The 19,619-nt window shown below is 64.6% G+C and carries 20 protein-coding genes, 1 tRNA gene and 1 riboswitch; of the genes, 11 read left to right on the plus strand and 10 right to left on the minus strand.

Going from position 1 to position 19,619, the window contains the following annotated elements; translation table 11 throughout:
- Positions 1 to 9: 9 nt before the first annotated feature.
- The 6 genes from QCE73_RS11830 to glyA all read right to left on the minus strand — a co-directional run bounded on the left by QCE73_RS11830 (position 10) and on the right by glyA (position 4,113).
- On the minus strand, positions 10 to 495 hold the full coding sequence (locus tag QCE73_RS11830; protein ID WP_309881332.1) for a pilus assembly PilX N-terminal domain-containing protein: 486 nt from the start codon (positions 493 to 495) through the stop codon (positions 10 to 12).
- Positions 492 to 1,280: a PilW family protein gene (locus tag QCE73_RS11835; protein WP_309881333.1), complete on the minus strand. Its 789-nt coding sequence runs from the start codon at positions 1,278 to 1,280 to the stop codon at positions 492 to 494. Before QCE73_RS11835 ends, QCE73_RS11830 begins: the two co-directional genes overlap by 4 nt.
- Positions 1,277 to 1,660, minus strand: coding sequence for a prepilin-type N-terminal cleavage/methylation domain-containing protein (locus QCE73_RS11840; protein WP_309881335.1), 384 nt, complete (start codon positions 1,658 to 1,660; stop codon positions 1,277 to 1,279). The genes QCE73_RS11835 and QCE73_RS11840 overlap by 4 nt, the downstream gene beginning before the upstream one ends.
- Positions 1,657 to 2,205, minus strand: a complete 549-nt coding sequence (locus QCE73_RS11845) for a GspH/FimT family pseudopilin (RefSeq protein WP_309881337.1) — start codon at positions 2,203 to 2,205, stop codon at positions 1,657 to 1,659. The genes QCE73_RS11840 and QCE73_RS11845 overlap by 4 nt, the downstream gene beginning before the upstream one ends.
- A gap of 159 nt (positions 2,206 to 2,364) precedes the next feature.
- Positions 2,365 to 2,847, minus strand: coding sequence for a transcriptional regulator NrdR (nrdR, locus tag QCE73_RS11850; RefSeq protein ID WP_035500727.1), 483 nt, complete (start codon positions 2,845 to 2,847; stop codon positions 2,365 to 2,367).
- A gap of 18 nt (positions 2,848 to 2,865) precedes the next feature.
- Positions 2,866 to 4,113, minus strand: a complete 1,248-nt coding sequence (gene glyA, locus QCE73_RS11855; protein ID WP_238212744.1) for a serine hydroxymethyltransferase — start codon at positions 4,111 to 4,113, stop codon at positions 2,866 to 2,868.
- A gap of 166 nt (positions 4,114 to 4,279) precedes the next feature.
- Positions 4,280 to 4,378: riboswitch (ZMP/ZTP riboswitch) on the minus strand.
- Positions 4,379 to 4,572: 194 nt separating this feature from the next.
- Between glyA and QCE73_RS11860 the strand changes: the two genes are divergently transcribed.
- The 10 genes from QCE73_RS11860 to QCE73_RS11905 all read left to right on the plus strand — a co-directional run bounded on the left by QCE73_RS11860 (position 4,573) and on the right by QCE73_RS11905 (position 12,511).
- Positions 4,573 to 5,319 carry an SDR family NAD(P)-dependent oxidoreductase gene (locus QCE73_RS11860; RefSeq protein ID WP_035500724.1) on the plus strand — a complete coding sequence of 249 codons (747 nt, stop codon included), beginning with the start codon at positions 4,573 to 4,575 and terminating at the stop codon, positions 5,317 to 5,319.
- A 127-nt stretch (positions 5,320 to 5,446) separates the two neighbouring features.
- Positions 5,447 to 5,908, plus strand: coding sequence for a tol-pal system-associated acyl-CoA thioesterase (gene ybgC, locus QCE73_RS11865; RefSeq protein ID WP_309881339.1), 462 nt, complete (start codon positions 5,447 to 5,449; stop codon positions 5,906 to 5,908).
- A 165-nt stretch (positions 5,909 to 6,073) separates the two neighbouring features.
- Entirely contained in the window at positions 6,074 to 6,751 is a 678-nt protein-coding gene (tolQ, locus tag QCE73_RS11870) for a protein TolQ (RefSeq protein ID WP_008342801.1), read from the plus strand.
- Between the two features lie 14 nt (positions 6,752 to 6,765).
- Positions 6,766 to 7,209, plus strand: a complete 444-nt coding sequence (tolR, locus tag QCE73_RS11875) for a protein TolR (RefSeq protein WP_035500719.1) — start codon at positions 6,766 to 6,768, stop codon at positions 7,207 to 7,209.
- Complete coding sequence (tolA, locus tag QCE73_RS11880; RefSeq protein ID WP_309881341.1) at positions 7,206 to 8,300, plus strand: cell envelope integrity protein TolA; 1,095 nt, start codon at positions 7,206 to 7,208, stop codon at positions 8,298 to 8,300. Before tolR ends, tolA begins: the two co-directional genes overlap by 4 nt.
- A 120-nt stretch (positions 8,301 to 8,420) precedes the next feature.
- The gene (gene tolB / locus QCE73_RS11885; protein WP_061121287.1) at positions 8,421 to 9,713 is read left to right on the plus strand and encodes a Tol-Pal system beta propeller repeat protein TolB; all 1,293 of its coding nucleotides are present in this window, start codon (positions 8,421 to 8,423) and stop codon (positions 9,711 to 9,713) included.
- A 55-nt stretch (positions 9,714 to 9,768) separates the two neighbouring features.
- Entirely contained in the window at positions 9,769 to 10,275 is a 507-nt protein-coding gene (gene pal / locus QCE73_RS11890) for a peptidoglycan-associated lipoprotein Pal (protein ID WP_035500712.1), read from the plus strand.
- A gap of 36 nt (positions 10,276 to 10,311) precedes the next feature.
- A complete protein-coding gene (gene ybgF, locus QCE73_RS11895) occupies positions 10,312 to 11,061 on the plus strand; it encodes a tol-pal system protein YbgF (RefSeq protein WP_035500710.1) in 750 nt (249 codons plus the stop codon).
- A 144-nt stretch (positions 11,062 to 11,205) separates the two neighbouring features.
- Positions 11,206 to 11,281: transfer RNA gene (locus QCE73_RS11900), tRNA-Lys, on the plus strand.
- 147 nt (positions 11,282 to 11,428) lie between these two features.
- Positions 11,429 to 12,511 carry a WYL domain-containing protein gene (locus QCE73_RS11905; protein ID WP_309881342.1) on the plus strand — a complete coding sequence of 361 codons (1,083 nt, stop codon included), beginning with the start codon at positions 11,429 to 11,431 and terminating at the stop codon, positions 12,509 to 12,511.
- Between the two features lie 145 nt (positions 12,512 to 12,656).
- Here the strand turns inward: QCE73_RS11905 and QCE73_RS11910 are convergent, their stop codons facing one another.
- Positions 12,657 to 16,115 carry an AAA family ATPase gene (locus QCE73_RS11910; protein ID WP_309881344.1) on the minus strand — a complete coding sequence of 1,153 codons (3,459 nt, stop codon included), beginning with the start codon at positions 16,113 to 16,115 and terminating at the stop codon, positions 12,657 to 12,659.
- 3 nt (positions 16,116 to 16,118) lie between these two features.
- Positions 16,119 to 17,375: a DNA repair exonuclease gene (locus QCE73_RS11915; protein ID WP_309881345.1), complete on the minus strand. Its 1,257-nt coding sequence runs from the start codon at positions 17,373 to 17,375 to the stop codon at positions 16,119 to 16,121.
- 166 nt (positions 17,376 to 17,541) lie between these two features.
- On the opposite strand from QCE73_RS11915, the gene QCE73_RS11920 reads away from it, so the two are divergent.
- Positions 17,542 to 17,814: a hypothetical protein gene (locus tag QCE73_RS11920; RefSeq protein ID WP_309881348.1), complete on the plus strand. Its 273-nt coding sequence runs from the start codon at positions 17,542 to 17,544 to the stop codon at positions 17,812 to 17,814.
- On the opposite strand, the gene rsmA is transcribed toward QCE73_RS11920, so the two are convergent.
- Together rsmA and pdxA are read right to left on the minus strand one after the other, a co-directional pair.
- Complete coding sequence (gene rsmA / locus QCE73_RS11925; RefSeq protein WP_309881350.1) at positions 17,777 to 18,601, minus strand: 16S rRNA (adenine(1518)-N(6)/adenine(1519)-N(6))-dimethyltransferase RsmA; 825 nt, start codon at positions 18,599 to 18,601, stop codon at positions 17,777 to 17,779. The two genes, QCE73_RS11920 and rsmA, sit on opposite strands and share 38 nt — an antisense overlap.
- A 34-nt stretch (positions 18,602 to 18,635) precedes the next feature.
- On the minus strand, positions 18,636 to 19,619 hold the full coding sequence (gene pdxA / locus QCE73_RS11930; RefSeq protein ID WP_309881351.1) for a 4-hydroxythreonine-4-phosphate dehydrogenase PdxA: 984 nt from the start codon (positions 19,617 to 19,619) through the stop codon (positions 18,636 to 18,638).

Genomic DNA, 19,619 nt, shown 5'->3' on the forward strand with positions numbered 1-19,619 from the left:
GTCGATCCTTCAAAACGGCCGGGCGACGATGCGCCGCCAGTGACTTGTACTTGTGCCGTCGGCAACCTCGATCCGAAGCTGTAGCCAGGCTTCGGAATCCGGCATTGCGCCGAAACCGCGCGCGGTGATCAGATAGGACGTGGCCGTCCATGCTTCGATCAGGCACTGCGGCGCGCGACGCGCGTACGGCCACGAGGCGAACGGCGCGATCGCGGCGGCGGACGGTCCTTCGAACGATGCCTTCAGGCGCCATCGCGATGGTTCGTCGTTCGGCGATGCGCTCGTCGCAGGCAACGCGAGCGCCAGCATCTGGCTGCATCGGATGAGCGCGCTGTCCGCTGCATGGAAGGCCTGCACGCGCTCGCGCGTCGCAATGGCCGCGCGTGTCGCCACGAGCGACGCCTGAAGCCATGCGCTCGCGGTGACCAGCATCATCGCGGCGAGAATCAGGACGATTGGCAGCGTGGCGCCGCTTGAACGTGAACGGCGCTTCATCGCGCGTCTCCGAAAGCGCTCGCCGACGCATTGCGAATCGCGACGCGCCGCCAGAACGTCTGACGCGCGCGGCCGTCGTCGGCGAAAGCGGGCGCGCCGGTGCAGTCGACGTAATTCGTTCTGCGCTTCGTCTGCGTGGCGAAACCGCGCACGAGCACGCAGATGTCGGCGGCGTAGGCATCGCGCCAGCGCTCGCGCGCGACTGCCGACGCGTCCAGCGCCGATGGCGAGCCCGTCAGCCAATACGTCACCCGAAGCCGTTCGATTCCTTCGACGACGGGTTGCGCCTGCCTGCCGCCGCCCTCGCAGTAAAGCTCGGGTTCGCCGGAGGAACTGCCGGGCTTCGCATAGAAGCGATTCGTGACGAAAGCATCGGAGACGGTCTGGCCGATGCAATCCGTCGGCACGCCGCCGCTCGACGCCCAGGAGGACACGACGTCGGCGAAATAGCGGATCTGCACGCCGTCCGAATGGCTCGCGAGCGCTTCGCACGAGGCAGTCGCGTCCGCGCCGACGACGCGGCCTTGCGCGCAACCGAAGATCGGTGCGTCGATGTTGGGGCCGAGGTTCGATGCGAATCCCGCCATCTGGATCTGCTGGCCGAGCATGTCGAGCGCGATCGATCCGGCGTCGTGGATGCGCGCGGCGTCAGTGGCGCGCTCGAACGCGACGCGCTGCGCCCGATAAAGCGCCAGCGACGCGCTCACGATCAACACGCCGAGCGCGAGCGCGATCGTCATCTCCAGCAGCGTATGGCCGCGCGATGCGAAGAGGCGTGGAGTCATCGCGCGAACGCCACCGAAATGCACGACGTGAGCGGCCTGGCGAGCGGCTCGGGACACGGATCGGACCGGTCGTCGGCGCGCCAGCTCACCGTCGCGATGTGCACGCCGTCGGCGCGATCGAACACGGCGACGTCGCCGGCCGGCAGCATTGACGACGCCCTCGCCTGCCATTGCGGCACGATCGCCGCGCGATCCGCATCGCTGCGCACGCCCTCCGCGACCGAATCCGCGATGAGCGCCGCGCGCTCCCGCAGCAGCGCCGCCCGCTCGCCGCGCGCCAGCGCGCTCTGCACCGCGACCAGCCCGAGCGCGGTCACGGCCGTGAGCGCCAGCGCGATCATCACTTCGATCAGCGAGTCGCCGCATTGCGCGCGCCTCATGCTGACGCCCCGCAACCGCCCGGCGTCATGCGCGCCCGGCCGCCTGACGCGAGCCGTATGCATCGGCGCGACGCGGAATTCGCGGCGGAATCGGCGCCGCGCGGGGCGAAATCGAAGCTGCGAAATCCGCCGATCACCTGCCCGGCGGGCGGCGTGAAAGACAGTTCGGTCGATGTCGCGGCGATTGCAACCGACGTCATCGCCGGCTGCATGCGCAGAAGCGTCGAAACACCGTCGCGATCGACGAACACGCCCCATCCGCACGACCAGTCCGTGAAGCCGGCCTCGCAGCTTCGACCCGCCGCGAGACAATGACGCGACGCGTCGATTCGGCATAGCGTGATGCGCGCGCCGCGCCTGACCGATTCGGCACGCGCAAGCGAAAGCGTGGAAAAGAGCGAGCGCGCCCGCGCATCGACCTGATCGCGCACCTGCCAGGCGATGAACGACGGCGCGGCGAACATTGCGAGGATCGCCATCACGGCGAGCACCACGCACAGTTCGACGAGCGTGAAACCTTGATTTGAAGCGTTGAACATCTGCATTCCTCATCGATCGAATCGAGCCGAAAGACGCAATCTAGCGAGAAGGAATGCGCGCCGCCATTAGCCGAATGGCCGAGTGTTCACGCGATCCGATGCCCGGCACACTGCGCGAGCGAAGGTCAGGAACTCAGGCTTGGGAGGGAAACGATGCGGAAAGGATCAGCGCTTGCGCGAAGTCGATTTCTTCGGCGCGGCACGCCGGAATTCATCGAGCACGTCTTCGAATTCGGAGACGTCTTCGAAACGCTTGTAGACGGAGGCGAAACGCACGTAGGCGATGGTATCGAGCTGTCGCAACTCGTTCATCACGAGTTCGCCGAGACGCTCGCTCTGCACTTCGCGCTCGCCGCTGCCGAGCAACTGATACTCGATGCGGGACGCGGCGGCGTCGATAGCGTCGGCTGCGACCGGGCGCTTTCTCAGCGCCAACTGCATGCTCGCGACGATCTTGCGACGGTCGAACTCGGTGCGGCTGCCGTCCTTCTTGACGACGGACGGCAGCGCCAGCTCGACACGCTCATACGTTGTGAAACGCTTGTCGCACGAGGGACAGCGCCTGCGCCGCCGAATGGCCGCGCCATCCTCCGACACGCGAGAATCCACGACCTGGGTATCTTCGTGTCGGCAGAAGGGGCAGCGCATCGGCGTTGGGCTCGCGAATTAACGGTAGACCGGGAAACGCTTGGTCAGATCGGCCACTTGCGCGCGCACGCGCTCGATGGTCGCCTGGTCTTCCGGATTGTCGAGCACGTCGGCGATCAGGTTGCCGACGATCTCCGCTTCCTTCACGCCGAAGCCGCGCGTGGTCATCGCGGGCGAGCCGAGGCGCACGCCGCTCGTGACGAACGGCTTTTCCGGATCGTTCGGAATGGCGTTCTTGTTGACCGTGATGTGCGCGGCGCCGAGCGCGGCTTCAGCAGCCTTGCCGGTGATCTTCTTCGCGCGCAAATCGACGAGCATCACGTGGCTTTCCGTGCGGCCCGACACGATGCGCAGGCCGCGCTTCACCAGCGTTTCCGCGAGCACGCGCGCGTTGTCGATCACGGCTTGCTGATACGTCTTGAACTCCGGCGACAGCGCTTCCTTGAACGCGACGGCCTTCGCGGCGATCACGTGCATCAGCGGGCCGCCCTGAATGCCGGGGAAGATTGCCGAGTTGATCTGCTTCTCGAACTCGGCCTTCATCAGGATCACGCCGCCGCGCGGGCCGCGCAGGCTCTTGTGCGTGGTCGTGGTGACGAAATCCGCGTGCGGCACCGGGTTCGGATACACGCCCGCTGCGACGAGACCCGCGTAGTGCGCCATGTCGACCATGAAGTAAGCGCCGACGCTCTTCGCGATCTTCGACAGACGCTCGAAGTCGATCTTCAACGCAAACGCCGACGCGCCCGCCACGATCAGCTTCGGCTTGTGTTCCTTGGCGAGCGCTTCGGTCTTTTCGTAGTCGATGTCTTCGGCTTCGTTCAGGCCGTAGCTCACCACGTTGAACCACTTGCCCGACATGTTGACCGGCGAGCCGTGCGTCAGGTGACCGCCTTCGGCGAGGCTCATGCCCATGATCGTGTCGCCCGGCTTGAGCACGGCGAAGAACACGCCCTGATTGGCCTGCGAACCCGAGTTCGGCTGCACGTTCGCGGCTTCGGCGCCGAAGAGCTGCTTCACGCGATCGATCGCGAGTTGCTCGACGATGTCCACATATTCGCAGCCGCCGTAATAGCGCTTGCCCGGGTAACCTTCGGCGTATTTGTTCGTGAGTTGCGAGCCCTGCGCGGCCATCACGGCCGGGCTCGTGTAGTTTTCCGACGCGATCAGCTCGATGTGATCTTCTTGGCGGCGGTTTTCCTGCTCGATCGCCTTGAGCAATTCGGGATCGACATTGGCGAGGGTACTTTCGGCTCTGTCAAACATACGTTTTCCGTGAGTTCAAAACAGGTTGACCGGATCGCGCGTGCGCCACGTTTGATGCAGACGCAAAAGACGCTGGAAACCGATGGAGTCCAGGCGCGACGGATAGAGGATGAATCCGGTTTCGCGGAACGGACAGCCACCGGCAACGCAACGACGGCGTGCGGATCTCAGCTGCCCAGGCGAACGGCAAAACGACGCTCCGCGCTTCCTGGTGGGTCGCTCCACCTTGAATCCGAAGATTCTATCGCCAGTCACGCGGGGTTTGAGCGTTGTAGTTTAATGGGCGGACAGGCTTTAGGCAACCGGCTTCCGGCGCGATCGGGCACGCCTGGAATCGCTCTTAAAGCACGATCGTTCGCGCTCGCGATTGCTTGCCGCGTCGCATCAATGGAAGTACCCTTTGCGCCGTCGCCGGATGCGCTCCGGCTTTACTCATTTCACCCCGTTCGGAGTCCGCTCATGATCGTTTTCGTCACCGGTGCGTCGGCCGGATTCGGCGCCGCCATCGCCCGCACTTTCGTGAAGGGCGGCCATCGCGTGATCGCTGCCGCGCGTCGCAAAGAGCGCCTGGTCGCGCTGTCGAACGAACTCGGCGACGCGCTCCTGCCGGTCGAGCTCGACGTGCGCGATGAAGATGGGGTCCGCAACGCCATCGCGTCGCTGCCCGAGGCGTTCGCCCAGATCGACGTGCTCGTGAACAACGCCGGCCTCGCGCTCGGTCTCGAACCCGCGCAGCGCGCGAACCTCGACGACTGGAAAGGCATGATCGAGACGAACTGCACGGGACTCGTGACCGTCACGCACGCGATCCTCCCCGGCATGATCGAGCGCAATCGCGGACATGTGTTCAATATGGGATCGGTGGCCGGCACGTATCCGTATATCGGCGGGAACGTGTACGGCGCGACCAAGGCGTTCGTGCGGCAGTTCAGCCTGAACCTGCGTTCCGACGTCGCCGGCACCGCACTGCGCGTGACCGACATCGAACCGGGGCTCGTCGGCGGCACCGAATTTTCGAACGTGCGCTTCAAGGGCGACGACACCAAGGCGGCGACCGTATACAAGGACGTGCAGGCGCTGACGCCCGAAGATATCGCCGATGCCATCTATTGGATCGCCACGCGTCCGGCGCACGTGAATATCAACGCAATCGAGATGATGCCGATCGCGCAGACGTTCGCACCGTTGCAAATTCACCGCGGCTGATTCGGGTTTATGCCCAAGGTTTTGGCAGTCGTGCTTCCGGTTCCGGTAAAATGCCGCCGATGAATATTTGTCAAAAAGCGAGCCGGAGCGGGCCGATCAGCCTCCGCGCGAGCGGAGCGGCGCAAAGGTGAGTGATTCGTTGACTTTCGATTGGCCGGTTCGGGTGTACTACGAGGACACCGACGCCGGCGGCATCGTCTTCTACGCGAACTACCTGAAGTTCTTCGAACGGGCGCGCACCGAATGGCTGCGCGCGTGCGGCATCGACCAGCAGCGTCTCGCAGAGTCGAACGGCATCGTGTTCGTCGTGCGACGCACGTCCGTCGAATACGCGTCGCCGGCGCGTCTGGATGACGTCATTCGCGTCGTGAGCCGCATCGAGCGACTCGGGCGCGCATCGGTGGATTTCCATCAGGAAGCGTGGCGCGACGGCGTGCTGCTCGCGAGCGGCGACATTCGCGTCGCTTCGGTGGATCGCGTGTCGATTCGTCCGGCCGCCATTCCCGACGGCGTGCTCGACGGGTTGAAGCGCGGCCCGCACGCCGCGCCCTTCACCGCGTCATGCGGCGCGAATCCGGATCGGGCCTGAACGATGAACGCATCGCACCCCGAAGCGAACCAGGGCATCGGTAACAGAGGAAGCACTAACGAGCATGAGCCGGTCAAGGCACGGCTTTCGTTTGATTCACATCCCTTTCACGAAAGCATGATGCTTTGAGCGGACGCCCCTCGCGGGACGTAACAGCGGACCTTTATGAACAATACACAAGACCTGTCGATCATTTCTCTCGTCGTTCACGCGAGCCTGCTCGCGCAGGCGGTGATGGCGCTGCTGCTGTTGCTGTCGCTGCTGTCGTGGACCTTCATCTTTCGCAAGTGGTTCGCGATTCGCCGGGCGCGGGCGCAAACCGAGCGTTTCGAGCGCGATTTCTGGTCGGGCGGCGATCTGCAGGCGCTTTATCAGAGCGCGGCGAATAATCGCCACACCATCGGTGCGCTGGAGCGTATCTTCGAATCGGGCATGCGCGAATTTCTGAAGGGCAAGGAGCGCCGCATCACCGATCCGGGCGCGATCCTCGACGGCTCCCGCCGCGCGATGCGCGCCGCGTTTCAGCGCGAAATGGACGTGCTCGAGGCGAATCTCGCGTTTCTCGCGTCGGTTGGCTCGGTGAGTCCGTATATCGGTCTGTTCGGCACCGTCTGGGGCATCATGAACTCGTTCCGCGGACTCGCCAACGTGCAGCAGGCGACGCTCGCGAACGTGGCGCCGGGCATCGCCGAGGCGCTCGTGGCGACCGCAATCGGCCTCTTCGCCGCGATTCCGGCGGTGGTCGCATACAACCGTTACGCGCACGATATCGACCGTCTGGCGATCCGCTTCGAAACCTTCATCGAAGAGTTCTCGAACATTCTGCAGCGTCAGGCGCACTAAGCAAGGAGTCCGCGATGGCAGGCCCCATTCGTTCCAGCATGCGCGGCAGCTCGCGCCGCGCGATGTCCGATATCAACGTCGTGCCGTACATCGACGTGATGCTCGTGCTGCTCGTCATCTTCATGGTGACGGCGCCGCTCGTTTCGCCGTCCATCATCAATTTGCCGACCGTCGGCAATGCGCAGCCGCAGGAGCAGCAGCCGCCGCTCGTCATCAACATCAAGGCGGACGGCAGCATGAACGTCCGCTACAAGGAAGAAGGCGGCGCGACGCAGGAGCAGAAGATGTCGAAGGAAGAGCTGAATACCTTCGTGCTCAATCGTCAGGAATCGCATCCGGATCAGCCCGTCGTGATCGCGGCGGACAAGACCGTGAAGTATGAAGTCGTGATGAACGTGATGTCCGATATGAAGGCGCGCGGCGTGAAGCGCGTCGGATTGCTCGTCAAATCGCAATGACCCTTTTGCACAGGCAGACAAGCGCATCGTCCGCGCGACCGATTCGCCCGCCGCGTGAGCGCGGCACGGGCAAGGCGTTCGCGCTCGCGGCGTTGATGCACCTGCTGCTCGGCTGGCTGCTGTACCACGGCATCAACTGGCAGAACAACACGCCCGCGGGCTCGGAAGCGGAAATCTGGACCGAGATTCCGGACACGTCCACACCGACGCCCCGCCCCGCTCCGCCGCCGCCCGCGCCGGTGAAAGTGCAGCCCGCGCCGCCGCCCGCGAAGGACGAGGACGCGGATATCGCGTTGCAGGAGAAAAAGCGCAAGCAGCAGGAAGCGGCCGCGCGTGAAGCGCAGCTCGCGGAGCAGCGCCGTCAGCAGGAGCAGGCGCGTCAGGAAGCGGAAGAGAAGCGCCAGCAGCAACTCGCCGCCGCGGCCGCTACCCAGAAGGCGATGCAGGACAAGCAGAAGCAGATCGAGCAGCAGCGTCAGGCCGAACTGCAGAAGCAGCAGCAACAGAAGGCGCAGCAGGACAAGCAGCGTCAGCAACAGCAGGCGGAAGCGCAGAAGCAGGAACAGCTCAAGGACCAGAAGGAACAGCAGGAAGCCAAGGCGAAGGCCGATGCTCAAGCCAAGGCCAAGGCTGAAGCCGACGCGAAGGCGAAGGCGGCTGCGCAGGCGAAAGCCAAGGCCGATGCGGAAGCGAAGGCCAAGGTCGATGCCGAACGCAAGGCGCGTCTTGCGCAACTGCAAGGTCAGTTGGGCGGGGGCACGGCGGGCAGCGGCGAAGGCCTCGCGAAGAGCGGTACGGGCAAGGGCGCGGGCGGCAATGCGACCTCGCCGGGATACGCCGAGAAGGTGCAGCGCCGCGTGCGGCCGAATATCGTGTGGGCGGGCGAGACAGCCGGGCTCGAAACCGTCGTGTCGGTGCGTTGCTCGCCGACGGGCACGCTGCTGTCGGCGACCATCACTCGCTCTAGCGGCAACGAGCAGTGGGATCAGGCGGCCCTGCGCGCAGTGCAGCGCTCGGATCCGATGCCGGTGGATATCGACGGCAAGGCGCCCGACCGTTTCACGATTACGCTGCGTCCCGCGGGAGGCTGATCGTGCTTGAAAAGCCGCACCGTAAGCCGGCATTCAGCAGCGGGAACGAATTGTGCGAGCGCGGGTCTGTTCTGCAGTCCGCGGACACTTGAAAACGCTTTTATCTGGAACCTATACAGCATGAGTTTGATGACGAAGCTTGGCCTGAAAACGCTGGTCGCGTCCTGCCTGATCGCAGCTGGCACCGCCGCACACGCCCAGTTGAACGTACTCGTGACCGGCGTCGGTTCGACCCAGTTTCCGATCGCGACAGCCAATTTCGCCAATGAAGCGAGTTCTCCGCAGCAGGTCAGCGCGATCATTCGGCAGGATCTGCAGAGAAGCGGCAAGTTCACGAATATCGACGCGGGCGGCACGCCGGTGTCGGAGACCGATTCGGTCGATCTCGGCGCCTGGAAGGCAAAAGGCGCGGACGCGTTCGTGTCGGGCAGCGTGAACAAGCTGCCGAATGGCCAGTACGAAGTGCGCTTCCGCCTCTACGACACCGTCAAGCAGCAGAATCTCGGCGGCCTGTCGCTCGTGAGCGCCGAAAGCGGCCTGCGCATGAGCGCGCACAAGATCGCCGACTACATCTACGCGAAGCTGCTCGGCGGCCGCGGCGTGTTCGCCACGCGTCTGTCGTATGTGATCCAGACGGGCGGCCGCTACCAATTGCAGATTTCGGATTCGGACGGACAGGACGCGAAGATCGCCCTGTCCAGCCCGGAGCCGATCATTTCGCCGGCGTGGTCGCCGGACGGCACGAAGGTCGCATACGTGTCGTTCGAAAAGAAGAAGCCGGTGGTGTACATCCACGATCTGCCGACGGGACGTCGCGTGGTCGTGTCGAATCAGAAGGGCAACAACAGTGCCCCGGCGTGGTCGCCTGATGGCCGCAAGCTCGCGGTCGCGCTCTCGCGCACCGGCAACACGCAGATTTTCGAAGTCAACGCAGACGGCTCCGGCCTGCGCCGTCTGACGCAAGGCAGTTCCATCGACACCGAGCCGTACTACTCTCCTGATGGCAACTCGATTTATTTCACGAGCGATCGCGGCGGCCAACCGCAGATCTACAAGATGCCGGCGGCGGGTGAAAGCGCCGGCGCGGCCCAGCGGGTCACGTTTGCAGGCGCGTACAACACGAGCCCGCGCGTGAGTCCGGACGGCAAGCAACTCGCGTACATTTCGCGCACTGGCGGCGGCTTCAAGCTGTATCTGCAGGACCTCGCGTCCGGCACGGCGACGGGGCTGACCGACACGACGCATGACGAATCGCCGAGCTTCGCGGCGAATGGTCAGTACATCCTCTACGCCACCCAAGTGAACGGACGTGGCGTGTTGGCAGCCGTTTCGACCGACGGTCGTACGCGGCAAGTCTTGTCCGTACAGGGCGGTGTGGTGCGCGAGCCGTCCTGGGGTCCGTTCATGCAATAAGTCCAGCAATAACGTTTCACAAACAACGTTCAGCTACAACACAAGGAGAGGTACCATGATGTCGAAACTTCGTATCGGCCTGGCAGTTGCGATGGTCGGCGCATTGGCGGCGTGTCACTCGGGCGTTAAGCTCGACGAAGGCCAGAACAAGGGTGCAGTCGGCACGCAGCCGAACCCGACGGACGTGAAGCAGGTCAATATCGACCCGCTGAACGACCCGAACAGCCCGCTCGCCAAGCGCAGCATTTTCTTCGACTTCGACAGCTACGCCGTGAAGGACGACTATCAGCCGCTGCTGCAACAACACTCGTCGTACCTGAAGAGCCATCCGGAGCGTCACGTCCTGATCCAGGGCAACACCGACGAGCGCGGCACGAGCGAGTACAACCTGGCGCTCGGCCAGAAGCGTGCGGAAGCCGTGCGTCGCGCGATGTCGCTGATGGGCGTCGCCGATACGCAGATGGAAGCCGTGAGCCTCGGCAAGGAAAAGCCGACGGCGACGGGTCACGACGAATCGTCGTGGGCACAGAACCGCCGTGCGGACCTCGTGTACCAGCAGTAATCAACTTAACGTAACCAGTCACGGGTGAGTCGCCCTATGTTGTATCGCTTTCCCTTGCTGCGCCTGGCCGCAGCCGCGTGCGTACTCGGTTCGACGATGCTGAGCGTGCCTGCGCACGCCGGCGTCTTCGACGACAACGAAGCGCGTAAAGCCGTGCTCGACCTGCGCACGAAAACTGACAGCCTGTCCAGTCAGTTGCAGGCGGCACAGCGCACGATCCTCGATCAATCGAACCGTATCGACCAGCTCAATCAGCAGGTCGCCACGCTTCGCGGCCAGAACGAGGATCTGGCCAATCAGGTCGGAACGCTGCAAAAGCAGCAGAAGGACTATTACGCCGATCTCGACGCGCGCTTGAAAAAGTTCGAGCCGCAGCAAGAGACTGTCGACGGCGTGACGGGTTCCGTGCAGCCCGGCGAGACGGAAGCGTTCAACGCAGCGTCGACTCAATTCCGTAACGGTGACTACAAAAATGCCGCGGCGTCGTTCAAGGCGTTCGTGGCGAAGTATCCGCAGAGCCCGTATCAGCCGACGGCGCGGTACTGGCTCGGCAATGCGCTCTACGCGCAGCGCGACTACAAGGCATCGACGGCGATCTGGCAAGACCTGGTGAAGAGTTATCCGACGCATCCGCGGGCGCCCGAGGCGTTGCTCGCAATCGCGAACAACCAGATCGAGCAAGGCCAGAAGGCGGCTGCCAAGCAGACGCTTCAACAGATCATCTCGCAGTACGCCGGTACGGAAGTCGCGCAGACCGCGCAGAGCAAGATGTCGCAGGTGAAGTAAGCGGAGCATCATCGTTTCGCGCCTCTCGAGGAGAATGCCCGCGGGCAATGAAGCCGCGGGCGTTTTTCTTTCGAGAATCAGGCTGATCTTCGACGAACCGGGTTGACGGTTCTTGGAATTTGAGATTATAATTTTGCCTCTTTCGGGTCGTTAGCTCAGCTGGTAGAGCAGCGGACTTTTAATCCGTTGGTCACAGGTTCGAATCCCGTACGGCCTACCAAAGAAATCAAGCAGATAGCCCGGTCATTGCGACCGGGCTTTTTGTTTTGTACCTCCGCTTCAAGCCGGTCGATGTCCCGCGCATCGAGACACGAAATGTCTCGACCCTTCCTATAATCGGATTCATTCCCGCCTATTCCCGCGCGCCATGACCTCCAGCCTCGACGAAGCCATCCTCCGCGTGCTGCCCACCGAACGGGACGCAACCGCCTGGCTCTCGACGCCCGAAATCCGCAGGCGTCTCGAAGAGCGCGGCCATCGCGTTGGCTATACGAAGAAGGTGCAACGCCATCTGACCGCGCTGGAAGCCGATGCGCGCGTCGTGTCGATGCTCAACGGCCGCGAGTTGCTCTGGCAGCGCAAGCCGTGGCTGCACGGTCTGCAGGAAGGCGTCAGCGGCTTGATGAGCGCGTCGGAAGCGGTGGCGTTCCACATCCTTCAGCGCTTCGCGGGCAACAAGCTGCCCAACGCCGTGACGCGCGACATCGATCCGCTCTTCAAGGCAGCCGAATCGCGGCTCTCGCAGGAGAAAGCGGATAGCCGCATCTATCGCGCGTGGGCGGACAAGATCGATTCCGTCGACGGCTCGTTCACGCTGATCCGTCCGAAGCTGCGTCCGGAGATCTTTCAGACTGTCGCGACCGCCACTTTCTTCGAACGCGAATTGCTCGTGCAATATCGCCCGGCGTACAAGGCGGAGCGAAAGCCCGAACAAGGCAACGATCCGAAGACGAAAACACTGTGGCCGCTCGCGCTCGTCGAATCGGCCGGCGTGATGTACATGGTCGCGCAGAATCCGAATCGCGCGCCGCGTCCGGAGAAAGGCGAAACGGAATGGATGCGCACGCTCTACCGTCTCGATCGCATTCGCTCGGTGACGGAGTCCGGCGAATCCTTCACGTACCCCGAAGATTTCAAGCTGCGCAAGTACATCGAGACGCAGCAGGTGTTCGACTTCCTGCCCGAGCCGCCGGTGCTGCTCGAACTCGCCTTCGAAGGCAATGCGGGCAATCAGTTGCGCGAATCGCCGATGTCGAAGGATCAGCAAATCGACGCCCTTCCCGATGGCCGCATGAAAGTCACGGGCACGGTCACGCCGAGTCTCAAGCTGCGCTGGTGGCTGCGCGCGCTGGGCGCGGGCGTCGAGATTCTCGCGCCGCAAGGTCTGCGCGATGAATTCGCGGACGACTATCGCAAGCTCGCGAGCCGCTATGGTCAGGTAGACGCGTAATGAACGACGCCGCGCTTTCGATCAGGCGGCCGAATGGATTCGTCATGTCGACGGCCTGCTGATCACCTTTCATGTGCTGAAGCGCTGGGCCGCGCGTCATCCGTATCAATCCGCGCGAGACGCTGATGCGCCTCGACCGCACGCTTCAGCCCATGTAACGCACGTTGACCTGCGGCCCGAACACGTCGCGCACGATATCGACGAGATGATCGTGGTGGCTCAGAAAGATCACCTGCGTGCGTTTCGCGATCTGCGCGAGCACGCGCAGGCCGGCGCGTGCACGGCCATCGTCGAAATTGATGAAGAGATCGTCGGCGACGAACGGCAACGCCGACGCCTTCTCACCATGCTCCTCCAGCGCCGCCAGCCGCAGCGCGAGATACAACTGATCGCGCGTGCCCTCGCTCATTCCGGCGATATCGACATGTTCGCCGCTCGCACGAACCGCCGACAGCGCCATCGGCTGCCGGTCGTAATCGACGACGAGCCGCGAGAAGGTGTCGAGCGTGAGCGCCGAAAAGATCGCGCTCGCGCGTGAGAGCATCGGGCCCTGCCGACGCTCGCGATAGCGATCGATCGCCCACTTGAGCAGCGTCGACGCGGTCTCGACTTTGACGAAGCGCTCGGCGGCATCGGCCATTGCGGCAAGCGCTTCCTGGCGCTTCGCTTCGGCGCGCGCGGCATTCGCTTCGCCCGAAATGGCGTCGAGCTCGCGACGTGCGGCATCGAACGCGGTGGTGGTTTCGTTCGCGATTCGCACCGACTCGGACAGCGCCGCCCCGATGCGCGAAAGCTCGGCCGGCACGTTCGGCATGTCGGCGCCCTCCACTTCCGCGACGAGCTCGTCGAGCGACAGACCATCGCCGCCCTTGATGAGCGCGGCGCGCGCGTCGTCCACCGCCGCGATCAGCGCGCGCTTCTTCTGCGATTGCGCGATCAGCGCCTGAAGCACGTCCGGCGTATCGACGCCGGCCAGATCATAGAGCGGACGCAGCGTCTCCTTCGCCTGTTCGACGTCGGCACGCGTCTGGTTCATCTGCTCGCTCGCCGACGCGTGCGCCTTCGTCAACCGCTCCCGCTCGGCATGCGCCGCGCATGCGCGATCGAGGCGCGCCGATAGTTCCGTCGCGATTGTCTTCGCGCCTCGCGTCGCGAGCGATTCATCGAGTTCGCGCGCGAGCTGCGACGCGTCGGCGTCGAGTGCGGCGAGCGCCGCGCGCATCGCGTCGATCTGGCCGGTGCGCGTGGTTTCGATCTGCGTCAATTGCTCGCCGATCTTCTTCACGATATCGATGGCCGCTTCGGCTGCGGCCAGCGAATCCGCCGCGTTCGCGAGGCCCGCCTTCGCGATGGCCGCCGACCACTCGCGCTGCCAGCGCGCATACGATTCGCGGGCCGCTTTCGCGACGCCCTGCCGCGCGATACGCTCGGCCTGGGCTTCGTCGAGTTGCGCGGCGACATTGCGGCGCGTCACCGTGGCTTCGTCGATGGCCGCGATATGCGCCTCGGCCAGGTCGCACAGCATGTCGAGACCGGCGTGTGCGTCGATGCGCGCGCCCGCCTCGGAAAGATGCCGCGCGAGCAAGTCGCGGCGCGTATCGGCATCGGCGGATTCGCGCGCGAGTTCCTCGGTGCGCGCGTCGAGCGTCTGCGCCGCGAGCAGCGCCTTGTCGCGCGCTGCGATCCACGACGGCGCATCGTCGAGCGGCATGTCCGCGATCTGCGATTGCGCGGCCAGCGCGCGCCACGCGTCGTCGAATGTCGTCAGCGCCGCTTCGGCTTCGCGCACGCTTTCCTCGCGCCGCGCGAGCGTCGATGCCTCGCTCGCGACACGCCGTTTCAGCGCCGCAAGCTGCGTCGCGTGACCGACCGATCCGAGCTGACGATCGGCGAGGTCGTCGGCCGCGTGCATCGTGCTTTCGAAGCCGGGCGCGCCTTCATCGAGCGCGACATCGCCGGACCGGATCGCGGTCCACGCCGCATCGCGCGACGCGCGCGCGGCATGAACCTGATCGCCCGTCACGACATCGTGCGCTTCGACGAGCGCATCGAATTCGCTGCGCGTCGCGTGAAGCGTGTCCTGCGTTTCCTTCGCGCGATCCGTGGCGAGAGTCAGCCGCGACGCGAGTTCCTGACGCTGCGTGCGCAACGCGGCGATGCGCTCGGCCGCCGGCAGCGTCATCGGCTTCAATTCGGCGATCGGCCGCGACCATCGGCCAAGCGAGGCGATGCCCGCGTCGAGCGTCTGCTGCGCGTCGCGCCTCGCGTCTTCGAGACGCTCTTTCGCCGCGCCCGTATCGCGATACTTTTGCGCGGCACGCAACGCGGCGCGCAGACCCGGCGGCACATCGCCGCCCGCGATCGCCGCGAGCTTCGCTTTCAGCGTGTCGATCTGCGCGGCGCATTCGTCGGCGGACTGATCCGCGTTGCGCGCGGCGAGTTCGAGTTCGCCGCGTTCGAGCATCAGGCTCGTGACGGTCTGGAGCGCGAGCGCGCCGGGCATCGTGCGGCGCACGCCCGCTTCATCGTCCGGCCAGCCGAGTTGCGCGCCGTCCTGCGCGATCTGGCGCAGACGCATCGCGACTTCCTGTTCGAGCCGGGCAATTTCGGTCGCGTGATGCGTGCAGCGCTGCTGCGTGGCGTCGAGCGCACGAATGCGCGCCTGTGCGGCGAGCAGCGCGTGATCGATGTGAATCGCGCTCAGTTCGGCATGCAATTGCCCGGCCGCTTTCGCGTGCACGTCGAGCGCGCCTTGCGCCGTCGCGAGCCGCGTGAGTGCGTTTTGCAGCGTCGCCTCGGCGTTCGCGGGCAAATCGACGACTTCGCCCAGTTCGCGCAACTCCGCCGCCTTCTCGCGCCACACATTCAGAAACGGCGCGACACGCCGCACACGTTCCAGCTTGCCGCGCTGCGCTTCGAGTTCGGCGCGATGTGCGTCCTGCTCGCGCCGCTTCTCCTCCGCCTCTTCGACGGCGACATGCGCGCGCGTCCACTTCGCGGTTCGCACGCTGGCGAGCTTCAGTTCGTCGGTGGCTTCGTCGTATTGCTTCCGGCTGAGGTTGTACGCGCAGCCTGACTTGCGCTTCGCCCACAGGCTGTCGGCTTCGTCCGCGAGACGCTGGCGCACGTCGCCCAGGCTCGCGATGCCTGCCGCCGATTGAAACAGCACCTGCCCGACATCGCTCGATGCATCGAGAATGCTCTGACCGCCGCGAATCAGCGCCGTGTGATCGAGGCAGTACATCTGCTCGAAGAAGCTCTTGTCGGCCGAGCCGAGAAACGTCGCGAGCGCATCGGCGGGAAGCGCGTCGCCATTCGGCGCACTGAGCGACGATTTACGGCTCTTCGTGCGATTAAATGCGAAAACGTCATCGCCCGCTTCGATCGACGCGCCGAGCCGCAAGTCGCTCTGCGGATGCACGAACGCGAGCGGCGAACTGTGCGGCATGCCGAAGAGCAGCTCGGAAATCGCGTTCTTGATGGTCGATTTGCCGGCCTCGTTCGGACCGACGACGAAGTGAAAGTCATGTTCCGCCGACGGAAACTCGACGGCGTGATCGGTGAACTTGCCGTAGCGAATGAGTTCGAGCTTGCCGATGCGCATCGCTTACTCCGCGTCCGCCAGTTGCGCGATCAGGCCGGAGCGCACTTCGCCGACGAGCTTCGCGAGTTCGCCGTTACGCACGTACTCGAGCTCGGGCACCGACTTCTGCAATTCGCTCGGCGCCTGCGATGCCAGCGCGATGAGTCTTTCTTTCAGCATGCTCAAAAACTCCGGGTCGGACTCGGCTTCGATCAGCAGACCGTGAAGATCGGCGAGCGCATCGGTGCGGCCCGTTGACGGTTCGCTGTGCGCGAGCGGCTCGGTTGCGATCTTCACTTTTTCGAGCCACAGACGGTCGTGGCTGATCGCTGCGATCTGCGCGAGCACTTCGGCGCGCAGTTGCGTCTCCAATCCGAACAGTTCGCCATGCGCGCCGGTCGCGCCGGTGATCGTCACGCGCACCGCGTGCGGCACGGACGACGCCGCCGCTTCGACCAGCGACTCCAGCGCGCGTCCGACCGCGAGCGCGACTTCATCGAGCGTGCTCGCCGACGATGCATCCACCGTGACCGCTTCCCAGCGCAACACGTCGATGAAAAGCCGCTCGACGCTCACCTCTTCCGTGTCCGACACCGTGACGAGCACCGCGCCGCGCCGGCCCGTCTCGCGGATGTTGCGTCCTTGCAGATTGCCCGGAAACACGATGGTCGATGCGTCCTGCCAGATCGCGTAATCGTGGACATGGCCGAGCGCCCAGTAGTGATATTCCTTCGCGTGCAGTTCAGCGACGGAGCACGGCGCGTAACTCGCGTGCATCGAGCCGCCTTCGAGCGCCGTATGCAGCACGCCGATGTTGAAGTACCCCGCGACAGGCGCCGGATACGCGGTGACGAGATTCGTCGTGACCGCCTTTTCCTTGAAGCTATGGCCGTGCAGCGCGACCTTCAGTGCGTCGATGCGAAAGGTCTGCGGCTTTCTCGTCGAGAACGTGTGGACGTTGTCGGGCAATTGAAGCTGGCTCGTCATTTCACTTTCGGCGTCGTGATTGCCGAACAGCACGTAGACAGGAATGCCCGCGCGTCGCAGGCGTCCCATTTCGCGGCAGAAAAAGATGCCCGTGTTGTGATCGCGCCAGGTGCCGTCGTACAGATCGCCGGCGATCACCATGAAATCGACCTGTTCGTCGACCGCCGCCGACACGAGCTTCGAAAAGGCCTCGCGCGTGGCGCTGCGCAACATGTCGGCGGGTGCGTCCGCGTAGGCGGAAAGGCCGTGCAGCGGGCTATCGAGGTGAATATCCGCGGCGTGAATGAAGCGCATGCTGTCTCCGTCAAAGGATGTCTTTCTGCCCGGACGATGGGACGACGATCATAGCAGCCGGTCCGGATACATCGCGTCCCGATCGAAGTTGCGCATCCGGGACGCCGAATGTCCCGCGTCGCTCGCAGAATCGGCCATTCGGATTCAACGCGACACGAGGATAACGATGAACGAAACACTCGAGCGGCACGCCACGATCATGAGCCCTTACACGCCGAGGAATGTCGATGCCGCGATCGTGCATCTGGAGCGCGTGCTGTCGGCGGAAGGGGCGAATTCGCTGTTCGGCCAGACCTACTGGCGCACGCGCGTTCAGCAGGTGAGCGCAACGCGCGGTCTGCAACACGGGCAGCGCGCGCGGCTGGAACGGTTGCTGAAATTGCTGTCGGATGTGGGCTGCGTCAGGCCTTCGAGCGCTGAACCGTCTGCGCCAGCGTGACGAATTCCGCCACCGGCACTTCTTCGGCGCGGCGTGTGAGATCGAAACCGAGGGCGTCGAAATCGACCGTGTCGCGATACGCGCCCAGGTTGTTGCGCAACACCTTGCGACGCTGCGCGAACGCGGCCTTCACGACATCGGACAGCACGGCTTCATCGACTTCGGGCAACTCGTGCGGCGCGAACGGAATCATGCGCACGATCGCGGAATTCACCTTCGGCGGCGGATTGAACGACTCGGGCGGCACGTCGATGAGCTTGTCCATCACATAGCGGTATTGCAGCATCACCGAGAGACGTCCGTAATCCTTGCTCGCGGGCTCGGCGATCATGCGATCGACCACTTCGTCCTGCAGCATGAAGTGCTGGTCGATCACCTTGTGCGCGAACGACGTCAGGTGAAACAGCAGCGGACTGGAAATGTTGTACGGCAGATTGCCGACGATGCGCAGCGTCGGCTTGTCGTTGCCCTCGCCTTCGAGTGCAAGCGACGCGAAATCGAAATCGAGCGCATCGGCGGAATGCACGACGAGCCTGTCGCCGAAACGCTTCTCCAGACGGCCGATCAGATCGCGGTCCAGCTCGACCGCGTGCAGCGGCGATTCGGGCGTGGCCAGCCGCTCGATCAGCGGTTCCGTGAGCGCCGCGAGTCCCGGCCCGATCTCCACCATGCGCTCGCCCCGCTTCGGCGCGATCACGTCGACGATGGAATCGATCACGCCCTGATCGACGAGGAAGTTTTGCCCGAAGCGCTTGCGCGCGAAATGGCCTTGATGTTTGGTCGACATACTCGTTTGAAAGAAGCGGCCGCGCGGCGCTGAATCAGGCCGCGCGTTTGTGACGCGCCATGGTGACGGCGGCGTCGATCGCGGCGATCATGCTGCCCGGATCGGCGCGGCCCGTGCCGGCGAGATCGAGCGCGGTACCGTGATCCACCGACGTGCGGATGATCGGCAAGCCGAGCGTTACGTTGATGCCCTCGCCGAACGTCGCGTATTTCAGCACCGGCAAGCCCTGATCGTGGAACATCGCGAGCACGCAATCGGCGTCTTTCAGATAGCGCGGCTGGAACAGCGTGTCGGCGGGATACGGCCCGGGCGCGTCGATGCCGAGCGCGCGCGCGCGTTCGAGCGCGGGCGTGATGACGTCGATTTCCTCGCGGCCCAGATAACCGTTCTCGCCCGCATGCGGATTGAGACCGGTGACGAGAATCCGCGGCGCGGGCAAGCCGAAATGCGCGCGCAGATCGTGATCGATGATGACGAGCGTTTCGACGAGGCCGTCGATGCTGAGCGCGGCGGATACGTCCTTCAGCGGCAAATGCGTGGTCGCGAGCGCGACGCGCAACGGACGCTCGCTCGATCCCGCCAGCATCATCACGACGCGCGGTGTGTTCGTGCGCTCGGCGAGGTATTCGGTATGGCCGGTGAAGGGAACGCCGGCATCGTTGATCGTGCTCTTTTGCAGCGGCGCGGTGACGATGGCGTCGAAACGGCCAGCGACAGCGCCGTCGATCGCGGCATCGAGCAGACCCAGCACGTAGCGCCCGTTCGCCGCATTCAGCTTGCCGGGTTCGGCGGGCACGGCGAGCCCGTGATGCTCGATCTCGACCGTGCCGTGCGCCTCGGGCCAGCCCGCTCCGGCGCGCGCTTCGAGCAGCGCGCGATCGCCCAGCACCATGAAATGCGCCGACGGCCAGCGCTCGCGCGCCTGCCTGAGCGCCGCCGCCGTCAGTTCCGGGCCGACGCCGGCCGGATCGCCGGTCGTGATGGCGATGGCGAGCGGTCGGGCGTCGGCGGTGCTCAT

This window comes from Caballeronia sp. LZ029, assembly GCF_031451275.1.
Taxonomy (GTDB): Bacteria; Pseudomonadota; Gammaproteobacteria; order Burkholderiales; family Burkholderiaceae; genus Caballeronia; species Caballeronia jiangsuensis.